The organism is Microbacterium sp. H6, assembly GCF_003314775.1.
GTDB classification, from domain to species: Bacteria; Actinomycetota; Actinomycetes; order Actinomycetales; family Microbacteriaceae; genus Microbacterium; species Microbacterium oxydans.
On sequence record NZ_QOAY01000034.1, the window covers coordinates 57,503 to 70,137 of the forward strand.

Genomic DNA, 12,635 nt, shown 5'->3' on the forward strand with positions numbered 1-12,635 from the left:
CTCGATGTCGCGGGCCCGCACATCGGCCGTCGGGCCCTGGCCGAAGCCGACCGTGCGCAGCCCGCGGGAGTCCGCGAGCTCTCGCATCGCCGCGACTCTGGGGTCGTCGACGTTCAGGACGGCAGTCCCCGGCACCCGGGCCGCCGCGACGAGCTCGGCCTTGGCCTTCGCCGTCGCTTCGATTCCGCCGAAGCCGCCGGCGTGCGCCATGCCGACCATCAGCACCACGGCGATGTCGGGCTCCACGAGACCGGCGAGGTGGGCGATGCTCCCCGGAGCCGCCGCTCCGAACTCGCTCACGAGGTACCGCGTGCTCTCCGTGACACGAAGCATGGTGACGGGAGCGCCGACTTCGTTGTTGAACGACTTCACGGGCGCGACGGTCTCGCCCTCGTCCTCGAGGATGCGTGCGAGGAAGTTCTTGGTGGTGGTCTTGCCGTTGGATCCCGTGATGCCGATGATGCGGAGCTGACCTGCGGCTCGGACCCGCGCGACGACATCTCTGGCGAGTGCGCCGAGTGCGGTGACGGCATCCGCGACGATGATCTGGCTCACCGCGATGTCGACGGGATGCTCGACGATGGCCAGCACGGCGCCCGCCTCGACGGCGGATCCGACGAATCGGTGGCCGTCGGTCTCGGCTCCGGGTTTGGCCACGAAGATCGAGCCGGGGCCCATCATCCGCGAATCCGTGTCGACCAGGCCATCGACCACGGTCTCGGGTGTGTCTGGTGCGACCACGCGAAGATCACCGCCGACTGCGGCGGCGATCTCAGCGAGCGTCAGGGCGATCATGTCATCTCCATGCGCGGCTCTCGCCGACTATCCGAACTTGGGGAGGAGCTCGTCCATCGGGACAGAGGACGGCATCACGCGATAGGTTTTCATCACCTGCGTCATCGCCTTCTGGAAGGCGGATGCGGTGGCCGCGGACGATACAACCTTAGTCGGCTCGTCGAGGGTGACCACGACGACGTACTGCGGATCGTCGACCGGCGCGAAGCCCACCATGCTGGTGTAGTACACCCCGGACTTGTATCCACCGTTGCCGTCGGAGACCTGGGCAGTACCCGTCTTGCTGGTCACGCGGTAGCCCGGCACCTGGATGCGCTCCGCATTGCCGCCCTGCACCGCGACGTTCTCCAGCATCCGGGTGAGCTCGCCTGCCGTCTGCTCCTTGATGATCTGCTCGTGCTTCGGATCTGCCGGTGTGGTGACCTTGCCGTCGGATCCCGTGCACGACTCGACGAGCGAGAGATCGATCTTCTCTCCTCCGTTGGCGATCGCCTGGTAGGCGCCGGCGAGCTGGGCTGCCGTCACCGTGAAGTACTGACCGAACGTGGTCGTGTACAGCGACTGGCTGTCCCAGTCCTTGACGGGGTGCAGGATGCCGCCGACCTCGGACGGGAAGTCGAGCGTCTTGTCGCCGACCCCGAACCGCTCGAGGTAGTCGTAGCGGACCTCGGGACTCACCATGGTGCCGAACTTCGACAGTGCGACGTTCGACGAGTCGATGAGTCCGCCGGCGAGGGTGTAGTTGTAGGCGGGGTGGGTGAAGGCGTCGTTGACGACGGCGCCGTTCGGGAACTTCTCGCGAGAGGCCGCGCTGACGGTGCTGTAGGGGGTGAGGCCGGCGCCCTCGATGGCTGCAGCCGCGGTGATCGCCTTGAACGTCGAGCCCGGCTCGAAGTCCCTGTGGAAGATCTGGCTGGCCCTCGTCGCCGGTGTCGAAGCATCGAGATCGTTGGGGTCAAGCGCGGGCCATTCGGCCGCCGCCCTGATCTTGCCGGTCTTCACCTCGACCACCGTGACCGTGCCGCCCTTGGCGCCCTGGGTCTGCGCCTCCTCGGCGATCATCTGCTGCAGGTACCAGTTGAGGTCGCTGTTGATGGTCAACTGCACGGAGCCGCCGTTCACGGCGTCGACCGTGCGCTCGCTCCCGGGGATCACGACCCCGTCCTTGCCGATGCGATAGCTCTCCTCGCCGTCGACGGGCGCGAGGCAGGAGTCGTCCAGCTGCTCCACGCCGGCCTGCGCCTCGCCGGAGCTGTCGAGGTAGCCGAGGAGGTTCCCGGCGACCGCGCCGTTCGGGTAGACCCGGGTCTCGCGCGCCTTGAGTGCGAGATAGGAGCCGACTCCCAAGTCCCTCAGCTTCATGTACTGCTCGGTGTTCAGCCCCTTCTTGAGGGGTGCGTACTGGCTGTTCGGGTTCTCGGCGAGGGCGTTCGACACCAGCGCACGCACTTCCTCCCCGGTCTGCCCGGTGATGGCCGCGATCTTCTCGGAAGCCTCGGCCCACGGCAGCTTGGGGTCGTTCTCCTCCATGAGCATGATGACCTGGGGGCTGAGCTGAGCGTCGTAGACCATCACGCTGGAGGCGAGCACTGTCCCGGAGGAGTCGACGATCGATCCGCGCTGTCCGGAGATGGCTGAACTCGCCCCGATGTGCTCGAGAGAGTCGGAGACATGCTCGTCGGCGCTGACCACCTGGATGTCGACCAGCCGCACGACGAAGGCGCACAGCACCGAGAGGATGACGGCGAGGGCGACGACTGTGCGTCGCCGCGGTCCGCGGGTGGCTCGTGTCGTCATGGGATCTCTCCGTCGATCGTGGGTGTCAGTGCGTCGTGGGGCTCGGCAGGCCGTCGGTGATCGACGGCGGAAGCTCTTGTGTCGGCTGCTCGGTCGTCGCTGCGCCGTCCGTCTCCTGTGCAGGAGGGGGCGGCGGTTCCACGATGAGCGAGTTGCTCACGGCTCCGACGCCGTCAGGGTTGACCGTAGAAGTCCAATCGGCGCCGTCGCCGGTACCGAAGACGGCTCCATCGCTGAGGCGCAGATACGACGGCGATCCGGCGACCACCATTCCGAGTCCGGCCGCGCTGCTCGCGAGCACCTGCGGGGAGCTGACCCCGGTCAGTTCCTCCTGGAGAGCGTGCGTCTTGAGGTTGAGTTCGCGCTGCTGCGACGAGAGACTGGCGAGGGTGAACGAGTCCTGGGTGATCGCGAGCGAGAGCGCGATCTGCGCGGCGCCGATCGCGAGCGCTCCCCCCAGCGCGACGAGCGCATAGGCGAGCTTGGGCTTGCGGCGGGCGGCGGGATGCGTGACCGGCTGCAGCTTCCGCTGCGGAGTCTTCTCCGGCGCGACCGGCTGTACCGGCTTCCGGACGACGGCGTTCAGGCTCATGCGCTCTCCCGCAGCTTCTCGGCGGCGCGCAGACGCACCGGGATCGCCCGCGGGTTGCGCGCGCGCTCATCATCGTCGGCGAGTTCTGCGCCCTTGGTCAGGATGCGGAATCGCGGGGCGTGTTCGGGGAGTTCGACCGGAAGACCGGCAGGTGCGGATGAGGCGGCCGCGGCGGCGAACGCCTGCTTCACGAGGCGGTCTTCGAGCGACTGATACGACATCACGACGATGCGTCCTCCGACGCTGAGCGCATCCATGGCCGAGGGGATCGCGTCGGCCAGCACATTGAGTTCCGTGTTGACCTCGATGCGCAGCGCCTGGAAGACGCGCTTGGCGGGGTGGCCCGCTCGTTGCGCGGCAGCGGGAGTAGCCGCGATGAGGATGTCGACCAGCTCGCCCGACCGCGTGATGGGCTGCTTCTGACGTGCCTCGATGATGAAGCGGGCGTAGCGGCCGGCGAGCTTCTCCTCGCCGTACCGCTCGAAGATGCGACGGAGGTTGCCTTCGCTGTACGTGGCGATGACATCGGCGGCGGTGACGCCCTTGGTCTGGTCCATCCGCATGTCGAGCGGAGCGTCCTTGGAGTACGCGAAGCCGCGCTCGGCCTCGTCGAGCTGCAGGGAGGACACCCCGAGATCGAACAGGATGCCGGACGCGCCCTGCGCATGCAGGCCGATCTCGTCATACACCGTGTGTACGAGAGTCACACGGTCGCGGAAGCGGGCCAGCCGCTCCCCCGCGATGCGCAGCGCATCGGTGTCGCGGTCGAGCCCGACCAGACGGATGTTCGGGAAGCGTTCGAGCAGCGCCTCTGAGTGGCCGCCCATGCCGAGGGTGGCGTCGACGAGGACCGCACCGTCCGCGTGAAGGGAAGGAGCGAGCAGCTCGACACAGCGGTCGAGCAGGACGGGGGTGTGGATGTCTCGGAGGTTCATGATCTTTCTCGGGGTGACCTTCGGCTCTGATCCCCCTCCGCTTCTCGACCCGGCACCGGGGAAGTGTGTCGGGGCGGGAGCGGCGGGGCATCACAGCCGTGGTCAGAAGAGTCCCGGAATCACCTCCTGCTCGAGGTCGGAGTAGGTCTCCTCGCCGGCGGCGAGGTAGGCGTTCCAGCTCTCCGCGTCCCAGATCTCGGCGTGGGCGCCGACTCCGGTGACGATGAGTTCCTTCTGCAGACCTGCGTACTGACGCAGGTGCGCCGGGATGGTGATGCGGTTCTGGCTGTCTGGCATCTCCGCGCTGGCTCCGGAGAGGAACAGGCGCATGAAGTCACGCGCCTGCTTGTTGGCGAGCGGTGCCTGCCGGATCCGCTCGTGCATCGCCTCGAACTCGGCCGTGCTGAACACGTAGAGGCACCGTTCCTGCCCTCGGGTGACGACGATGCCGCCGCCGAGGTCTTCGCGGAACTTCGCAGGAAGGATGACCCGTCCTTTGTCGTCCAGCTTCGGAGAGTGCGTACCCAGCAACATCGGCCACCACCCCCTCTGCGTCCGGCCAACTCGAGGTGCGCCCCACTTTACTCCACTTTCCTCCACATACCTACGACCAATCCGCAGACGATCGCGGTCAGTGCGAGCGGGCACGCCAAAAAACCGCGAGATTCCGCGGTGGAGGAAGGTGGAGGATGAGTGGAGGGATCTGCCGGGTCAGCGGCCGACCCTCCCCCGCCCGGCGTTAACGACCGAAGCCCGGATGCTGAGCATCCGGGCTTCGGTGGTGAAGATGTGAGAGAGGTCAGTGACCGTCTTGGCGTCGATCCCATCGATCGTTCATACGATCCATGAACGACGCGGATTCCTGTCGCTTCGGTGCGGAGTGCTCTCGCGGTGCCGTCGCGGTCGTCCGCCGAACGGGCGTCACGGCCACCATGACTCCGGCGAGCATCGCCGCGAAACCGACGACGCCGACGACGATTCCCCAGACACCGCCGAGGATGACTCCGGCGACCAGACCACCGACACCGGCGAGCAGCAGGAGCGCACCGTAGACGAGATTTCGGTAGCTCAGAGCTCGGTCACCGGACGGCGCGGTCACGACGTCGGCATCATTGTGAAGGAGATGGCGTTCCATCTCGTCGAGCAGACGCTGCTCCTGTTCGGAGAGTGGCATTTCGTCCCCCTCGGGTATCGTGCCTTCCATTCTACGCGCGCGAAGGCGTCCGGGGCTAGCAGTTCGACCCACCCTTGCTTTACGTATGCTGGGAGTCGTGCCGTCCTCCTCCCCCGTCCCCGACGCCGTCGCCGCACACCTCGACCGTTTCCTCTCGCGGATGCGGGACGAAGCGACGGACTACGGTCCGGACGCGGCGGCGTTCCTCGACGCGGCCGCCGGCACCCTCGACGGCGGCAAACGCCTGCGTGCGCGCTTCTGCCATGCGGGTTGGCGTGCCGTCTCGGCTTTCAGAGACCGCGACGCGACAGAGCCCGATGCACTGTGGGACATCTGCACCGCGCTGGAGATCTTCCAGTCCGCGGCGCTCGTCCACGATGATCTGATCGACAACTCGGACACACGCCGTGGCCGTCCGGCCGCGCACCGTGCCCTCGAGGCCTCCCACCGCGCCGCGGGATGGGCGGGCGACGCAGACGCCTTCGGCCGCGCCTCAGCGATCCTCCTCGGCGATCTCCTCGTCGCCTGGAGCGATGACCTGCTGGAATCGGCCCTCGACGGGCAGGCGCACGCACGCGCCGTGCGTTCCGAGTACGCGAGGATGCGGAGGGATGTCACGACCGGTCAGTTCCTCGACATCGCCGAGGAATCGGCGTGGAGCGTGAACGACGGGAGCCTGCACGCGGAACGGGCGTTGCGCGTGGCATCGCTCAAGTCCGCGAGGTACAGCATCGAGCAACCTCTGGTTCTCGGCGGCGCGTTCGCCGGGGCCGAGCCTGATCAGACGGAGGCGCTGCGCCGCTTCGGACATCCCGTCGGCAAGGCCTTCCAGCTGCGCGACGATGTGCTCGGAGTGTTCGGCGACCCGTCCGTCACGGGCAAGCCGACCGGGGACGACCTCCGGGAGGGCAAGCGAACCGTCCTGATCGCTCTCACCAGGCAGACGCTGGACGCGTCCGCGCGGAACCTGCTGGACGAGATGCTGGGCGACCCGGAGCTCACGCCGCAGCAGGTGACGTTCCTCCAGGCCACCATCCGCGACTCGGGGGCCGTGGATCAGCTGGAGGCGATGATCACCGGCTATGCCCGCGACGCCGATCGCGCCCTGTCAGGCGCCCGACTGGACAACGCCGCGGTCGGTGAGCTGCGTGATCTCGCACGAGCGGCGACGGTGCGCTCGGCCTGACGGATCAGGCGAGCGTGCGCGCCAAGCGCCGCACGGAACTCTTGTGCCCGGCCAGCAGGGCGTCGATCGGGGAACGCCCCAGGCTCTCCTCCTCCGCGAGGAGCCAGTCGATCAGCTCGTCGTCGGTGAACCCGGCGTCCTGAAGCACGATCACGGTGCCACGCAGTGAGCTCAGCGGGTGTCCGTCGACGATGAAGACGGACGGCACCGCGAATGCTCCGTTGCGACGAGAGCCGACGAGATAGTGCTCATCGATCAGACGGCGCACACGGCCGAGGGGTTCGTCGAGCACCTCGACGAGGTCGGGCATCGTCAGCCACTCGACGGCGGCAGGGGTTCCGGCAACGTTCTCAGACACGTCGCCCACTATCTCACCTCCGGATGATCTGCGCATGTCGGCACTCCAGTCACACTGTTCACTTGCGTCACTTCTGTTGACTTCTGTTTACATCCGTGTCAGCGTGAAAAGCTCGAAAAAAGGGGGCAGACCTTGACTCTGAAGACCGCCACACGGCGAACGCGACACCTGCAGATCGGAGTGCCTGCAGCGGTGCTCGGAGCACTGGCGACCACTCTCACCGCTGCGCCGGCCGGAGCGACTGTGCACGCGGACACGACTGCCGTCGAGCGGCCTCGCCTACTTCCGGCACGCGTCGCACCCGCCGAGACCGCACCATCGACCTACCGCGTCCAGCCCGGCGACACGGTTTCGGCGATCGCCTCGCGCTTCGGATTGCGCACGGTCGATGTCCTGACCTGGAACGGACTCTCCTGGCGCTCGGTGATCCACCCCGGCCAGACACTCACGCTCGCGCCCTCGCCCGCGCCGGCAGCCCCTGCGACGCCCCAAGCCCCTGCTCCCGCGGCCGCCGCGACGCATCAGGTCGTCTCCGGCGACACCGTGTACGCCATCGCCCGGAAGTACGGGACGTCCGTCGATGCCGTCCTCGCGGCGAACGGGCTCACACGCGCCTCGGTGATCTACCCCGGCCAGAACCTCGTCATCAGCGGCTCGGTCGGCGCGCCGACTGCTGCCGCTCCCATAGCGGCCGCGGCGCCGACTCCGGCTCCGGCCCCGGCGTCCGCCGCGTCCCATACCGTCGTCGCAGGCGACACCCTGTTCGGCATCGCGCAGAAGTACGGCACCACCACGCAGGCGCTGTACGCCGCGAACGGTCTCGGGCCGTCGTCGATCATCTACCCGGGCCAGGCCCTCTCCCTCCAGGGCACTCCGCCGACAGCGCCTGCACCGGCCCCGTCGGCGACCCCCTCGGCGGCGGGTGGCCCGCAGACAGCGGTGCTGACGGCCGAGCAGGCCTCGAACGCCGCGCTCATCATCCGCGTCGGCCGCGAGATCGGGGTGTCCGATCGGGCGATCGCGATCGCTCTCGCCACCGGCATGGTCGAGTCGGGTCTGCGAAACCTCGACTGGGGCGACCGCGACTCACTCGGCATCTTCCAGCAGCGTCCGAGCACCGGCTGGGGAACGCCGGCCCAGATCATGGACGCCGATCGGAGCACTCGCGTGTTCTACGGAGGGCAGAGCGACCCCAACGGCCAGGTGACCCGCGGGCTTCTCGACATCCCCGGCTGGGAGAACATGGCCTTCACCGACGCTGCTCAGGCGGTCCAGATCTCGGCCTATCCGGAGAGGTACGGACAGTGGGAGGCGCAAGCATATGCCTGGCTCGCGCTCCACGGTTGACGATATCCGGGAAAACCCGCAGGTGCGAGGGGTGAGCCGCTCCCCTGTCTTTCAGGCAGTTCTCCATAGAATTCTGACGTGACGACCAATCAGCAGGCCGACCCCCTCATCGGGCGGCTTGTCGACGGCCGGTACCGCGTCCGCGCTCGCATCGCTCGGGGTGGCATGGCGACGGTGTACGTCGCGACCGACCTCCGCCTCGAACGACGCATCGCTCTCAAGGTGATGCACGCGCACCTCAGCGACGACTCCGCTTTCCAGAGCCGCTTCATCCAGGAGGCGAGAGCCGCTGCCCGCCTGGCCGACCCCCATGTCGTGAATGTGTTCGACCAGGGGCAGGATGGCGAACTCGCCTATCTCGTGATGGAGTACCTCCCCGGCATCACGCTGCGTGAGCTCCTCCGCGAGCAGAAACGTCTGACGATCCCGCAGACCATCACGATCATGGACGCGATCCTGGCGGGCCTCTCTGCGGCGCACCGCGCGGGGATCGTACATCGCGATGTGAAGCCGGAGAACGTCCTCCTCGCGGAAGACGGTCGCATCAAGATCGGCGACTTCGGATTGGCACGGGCGACCACCGCGAACACCGCGACCGGACAGCAGCTGCTCGGGACGATCGCCTACCTCGCCCCCGAACTCGTCACGCGCGGCACCGCCGATGCCCGCAGCGACATCTACGCCCTCGGCATCATGCTCTACGAGATGCTGGTCGGCGAACAGCCGTACAAGGGCGAGCAGCCGATGCAGATCGCGTTCCAGCACGCCACGGAATCGGTACCGCGTCCCAGCGTGCGCAATCCTGCCGTGCCGGAGCAGCTCGACGAGCTCGTGCTCTGGGCCACCGAGAAGTCACCGGACGATCGACCGGACGATGCCCAGCAGATGCTCGAGCGCCTGCGGGAGATCGAGCGCGACCTCGGCATCGCCCCGACCGCGGCCAGAGCCACCGCCCCGCAGCACAGCCACGGTGATTCCGGAGACCTCACCAAGGTGATGCCGGGCACCATGCCCCTCGCCGACCCCACGGCTCCCGTCCCTGCGACACTGGACAACGCGACGCTCCTGCGCAGACGCGCATCCAAACGTCGCGCCCGCGGTGCCTTCCTGCTCGCTCTCGTCCTGCTGCTCGCGGTGCTCGCCGGCGGGGTCGGCTGGTGGTTCGGTTCCGGCCCTGGTTCGCTCATCGCCGTACCAGCCGTCGCCGGCGGCACGTACGACGCGGCAGCAGCGACCCTGACCGAAGCCGGGTTCGTCCCCACGCAGAAGGACGAGTTCTCCATCGACATCCCCGCCGGAACGGTGATCGAGACCGATCCGGCCGAGGGCGTGCGCCTCGACAAGGGCGCCTCGGTCTCCGTGATCGTCTCCGCAGGACCGGCGTCCCACACCCTCGATCCGCTGAACGGACGCGCCGAGCAGGATGCGCGCGACTACCTGGCCGGACTCAACGTCAATGTCACGGACACCTCGCTGCTGCTCTTCTCCGACGCCGACGCCGGCATCGTCATCAACGCCTCCGTCACGCCCAGGGCGGGCGGGGAGTCATACATCTGCGGCGACGGGTGCGAGATCTTCGAGGACGACACCGTCGAGCTGTTCGTCTCGGCCGGCGAGTTCCCCGACGTCGCCGGCATGTCGGTCGACAAGGCGACGTCCACCCTCACGGACAAGGGACTCACCGTCACCGCCGACCCGCAGTACGTCTTCAGCGACAGCGTGTCCAAGGATGTGGTGATCGGTGTCGCCGATCGCGCAGAAGAGGGCAACTGGCGGCCGGGAGACAGCGTGCAGCTGATCGTCTCGAAGGGCCCGGAGCTCTTCCCCGTGCCCGACGTCTCGGGCAAGACCCTGAATGAGGCGAAGAAGATCCTCTCGGACAAGGGTTTCAAGTCGACCTACGCCGCCTGGGGAGACCTGCCCGGTTTCGCCGAGATGGCCAAGGTCACCGGCCAGGATCCGGGCTCGGACAAGTCCCTCCCGCGTGGCGGCACCGTGAACCTCTCGATTCAGCTCAGCGGCTGAGAGGCCCTACCCGTTCGGTCGAGCGCTCGCATGTGCGACGAAGAACGAAAAGGAGCCGCCCTCCCCGATGGTCTCGGGGAGGGCGGCTCCTTTTCGTCCCGTGTGGGAGGTCAGCGCTTCTCGAGCTCCTCCGCCACCAGGAAGGCGAGCTCGAGCGACTGCATGTGATTCAGACGCGGGTCGCACAGGCTCTCGTAGCGAGTGGCCAGGGCCGCCTCGTCGATCTGCTCGGACCCGCCGAGGCACTCGGTGACGTCGTCGCCGGTCAGCTCGACGTGGATGCCGCCGGGGAACGTGCCGACCGCGCGGTGCGCTTCGAAGAAGCCCTGCACCTCGTCGACGACGTCGTCGAAGCGACGCGTCTTGTAGCCGGTCGGCGTGGTGATGCCGTTGCCGTGCATCGGGTCGGTGACCCACAACGGCTGGGCGCCGGAGTCACGGACCGCTTCGAGCAGCGGCGGCAGGGCGTCGCGGATCTTGCCCGCTCCCATGCGCGTGATGAAGGTCAGGCGCCCGGGCTCGCGCTCGGGGTCGAGCTTGTCGATCAGCGCGAGGGCGGTCTCGGGCGACGTGGTCGGTCCGAGCTTCACTCCGATGGGATTGCGGATCTTGGAGAAGTAGTCAACGTGCGCACCGTCGAGCTCACGCGTGCGCTCTCCGATCCAGAGGAAGTGGGCGGAGGTGTTGTACGGCGTGTCCGTGCGCGAGTCGATGCGCGTCATCGGACGCTCGTAGTCCATCAGCAGACCCTCGTGCCCGGTGAAGAACTCGACGCGCTTGAGTTCGTCGAAGTCGGCTCCCGCCGCTTCCATGAACTTGATCGCGCGGTCGATCTCCGCCGCCATGCGCTCGTACCGCTGGTTGGCCGGGTTCTGCGCGAAGCCCTTGTTCCAGGAGTGCACCTCGCGGAGATCGGCGAACCCGCCCTGCGTGAAGGCACGGATCAGGTTCAGCGTCGATGCCGCCGTGTGGTAGCCCTGCAGCAGTCGACCGGGATCGGCCGTGCGGGAGCCCTCGGTGAAGTCGTAGCCGTTCACGATGTCGCCGCGGTACGCGGGCAGCGTGACGTCGCCACGGGTCTCGGAGTCGCTCGAGCGCGGCTTCGCGAACTGCCCCGCCATGCGGCCCATCTTGACGATGGGCATCGAGGCGCCGTACGTGAGCACGACCGCCATCTGCAGCACCGTCTTGATGCGGTTGCGGATCTGCTCGGCAGTCGCTCCGGCGAAGGTCTCGGCGCAGTCGCCGCCCTGGAGCAGGAACGCCTGGCCGGACGCCGCGCGCGCGAGCCGGTCGCGAAGGTTGTCGACCTCGCCGGCGAAGACCAGCGGCGGGAGGGTCGCGATCTGCTGGGAGACGTCGGCGACGCGGTCCGCGTCGGGCCACTGCGGCTGCTGCTTGATGGGAAGCGAGCGCCATGCATCAAGGGCTTCGATGTGGTGCGGGAGCATGCGTTCCAGCCTAGTGGTCGCCGGTACCACCGAGATCCGCGTCGGGCCTATGTGACGCGGGTCGGGATCCGGTCCTTGACCGTCGACGCGTAGACGTCTTCGTACTTCTGCTCACCGAGACGCTGGAGCGCCACCATGATCTCGTCCGTGACCGAGCGGAGGATGTACCTATCGTTCTCCATGCCGGCGTATCGGGAGAAGTCGAGCGGCTCCCCGATCACGATTCCGACCCGCACGATGCGGGGCAGTCGCCTTCCGATGGGCATCGCTGTGTCGGTGTCGACCATGATCACCGGCACGACGGGGACCTTCGCCTCGAGCGCCATCCTGGCGATGCCGGTCCGGCCCCGGTACAGCTTGCCGTCGGGGCTACGCGTCCCCTCGGGGTAGATCCCGAGCAGATCGCCCCCGCCCAGCACCTGGAGCCCCGTGTTGAGTGACGCCTCGGAAGCCTTGCCACCCGATCGGTCGATGGGGATCTGCCCGGTGGCCTTCATGAAGAACTTCGTCGCCCACCCTTTGAGGCCCCGACCGGTGAAGTAGTCGCTCTTGGCGAGGAAGGACATCGACCGGTCGATGACCAGTGGAAGGAAGATGGAGTCTGCGAACGAGAGATGATTGCTCGCCAGGATCGCCGCCCCGTTCGCGGGCACGTTGTTCCTCCCCACGATCCACGGGCGGAACACCGCCTTGACCACGGGGCCGATCACCACGTACTTCATCAGCCAGTAGAACATCGTGGTGAAGTCTAGCGCCGCGCCCGGGCTCCGACCGAGCGGTCTCTTCGGCTCTCCCGCTTCCGCGACCCAGTTCCACCTGGAGAGCGACTGGGTTCCATGCCCTAGACTCGATGGAAGTCCGTGCCCGACCGGTACCGAAGGAGCTGCCGTGGTCCAGTTTGAAGTCCCCGCGATCGTCCCCGCCGATCCCGACGCGAACGTCGCCGACCTCCTGGTGAAGCGCGTGGAGGCGACG

General features: G+C 67.6%; 13 protein-coding genes. 4 read left to right on the plus strand and 9 right to left on the minus strand.

Annotation, left to right across the window (positions count from 1 at the left end):
* The 6 genes from murF to DSP71_RS02050 all read right to left on the minus strand — a co-directional run.
* Positions 1–795: UDP-N-acetylmuramoyl-tripeptide--D-alanyl-D-alanine ligase (gene murF / locus DSP71_RS02025; protein ID WP_147251162.1), on the minus strand; the 795-nt coding region annotated here is incomplete at its 3' end.
* 27 nt (positions 796–822) lie between these two features.
* Positions 823–2,592 carry a penicillin-binding protein 2 gene (locus DSP71_RS02030; protein ID WP_058632795.1) on the minus strand — a complete coding sequence of 590 codons (1,770 nt, stop codon included), beginning with the start codon at positions 2,590–2,592 and terminating at the stop codon, positions 823–825.
* A gap of 25 nt (positions 2,593–2,617) precedes the next feature.
* Positions 2,618–3,184: a hypothetical protein gene (locus DSP71_RS02035; RefSeq protein ID WP_046749327.1), complete on the minus strand. Its 567-nt coding sequence runs from the start codon at positions 3,182–3,184 to the stop codon at positions 2,618–2,620.
* Positions 3,181–4,119, minus strand: a complete 939-nt coding sequence (gene rsmH / locus DSP71_RS02040) for a 16S rRNA (cytosine(1402)-N(4))-methyltransferase RsmH (protein WP_046749328.1) — start codon at positions 4,117–4,119, stop codon at positions 3,181–3,183. Before rsmH ends, DSP71_RS02035 begins: the two co-directional genes overlap by 4 nt.
* A gap of 102 nt (positions 4,120–4,221) precedes the next feature.
* The gene (mraZ, locus tag DSP71_RS02045; protein ID WP_017830220.1) at positions 4,222–4,653 is read right to left on the minus strand and encodes a division/cell wall cluster transcriptional repressor MraZ; all 432 of its coding nucleotides are present in this window, start codon (positions 4,651–4,653) and stop codon (positions 4,222–4,224) included.
* A 265-nt stretch (positions 4,654–4,918) separates the two neighbouring features.
* Positions 4,919–5,293, minus strand: coding sequence for a DUF3040 domain-containing protein (locus DSP71_RS02050; RefSeq protein ID WP_046749329.1), 375 nt, complete (start codon positions 5,291–5,293; stop codon positions 4,919–4,921).
* Positions 5,294–5,390: 97 nt separating this feature from the next.
* On the opposite strand from DSP71_RS02050, the gene DSP71_RS02055 reads away from it, so the two are divergent.
* A complete protein-coding gene (locus tag DSP71_RS02055; protein ID WP_258546210.1) occupies positions 5,391–6,479 on the plus strand; it encodes a polyprenyl synthetase family protein in 1,089 nt (362 codons plus the stop codon).
* A gap of 4 nt (positions 6,480–6,483) precedes the next feature.
* Here the strand turns inward: DSP71_RS02055 and DSP71_RS02060 are convergent, their stop codons facing one another.
* Entirely contained in the window at positions 6,484–6,846 is a 363-nt protein-coding gene (locus DSP71_RS02060; protein WP_371861849.1) for an Rv2175c family DNA-binding protein, read from the minus strand.
* A 123-nt stretch (positions 6,847–6,969) separates the two neighbouring features.
* Between DSP71_RS02060 and DSP71_RS02065 the strand changes: the two genes are divergently transcribed.
* Both DSP71_RS02065 and pknB read left to right on the plus strand, forming a co-directional pair.
* Positions 6,970–8,184, plus strand: coding sequence for a LysM peptidoglycan-binding domain-containing protein (locus DSP71_RS02065; RefSeq protein ID WP_218867900.1), 1,215 nt, complete (start codon positions 6,970–6,972; stop codon positions 8,182–8,184).
* Between the two features lie 78 nt (positions 8,185–8,262).
* Entirely contained in the window at positions 8,263–10,209 is a 1,947-nt protein-coding gene (gene pknB / locus DSP71_RS02070; RefSeq protein ID WP_058632791.1) for a Stk1 family PASTA domain-containing Ser/Thr kinase, read from the plus strand.
* A gap of 110 nt (positions 10,210–10,319) precedes the next feature.
* Here the strand turns inward: pknB and DSP71_RS02075 are convergent, their stop codons facing one another.
* Both DSP71_RS02075 and DSP71_RS02080 read right to left on the minus strand, forming a co-directional pair.
* Positions 10,320–11,660: a class II 3-deoxy-7-phosphoheptulonate synthase gene (locus DSP71_RS02075; RefSeq protein WP_113680234.1), complete on the minus strand. Its 1,341-nt coding sequence runs from the start codon at positions 11,658–11,660 to the stop codon at positions 10,320–10,322.
* Positions 11,661–11,707: 47 nt separating this feature from the next.
* Positions 11,708–12,397 (minus strand): 1-acyl-sn-glycerol-3-phosphate acyltransferase, encoded by a 690-nt coding sequence (locus DSP71_RS02080; protein ID WP_046749333.1) that lies wholly within the window; start codon positions 12,395–12,397, stop codon positions 11,708–11,710.
* Between the two features lie 4 nt (positions 12,398–12,401).
* Here DSP71_RS02080 and DSP71_RS22930 point away from each other — a divergent pair.
* The coding region (locus tag DSP71_RS22930) for a hypothetical protein (RefSeq protein WP_258546211.1) at positions 12,402–12,635 on the plus strand (234 nt) is incomplete at its 3' end.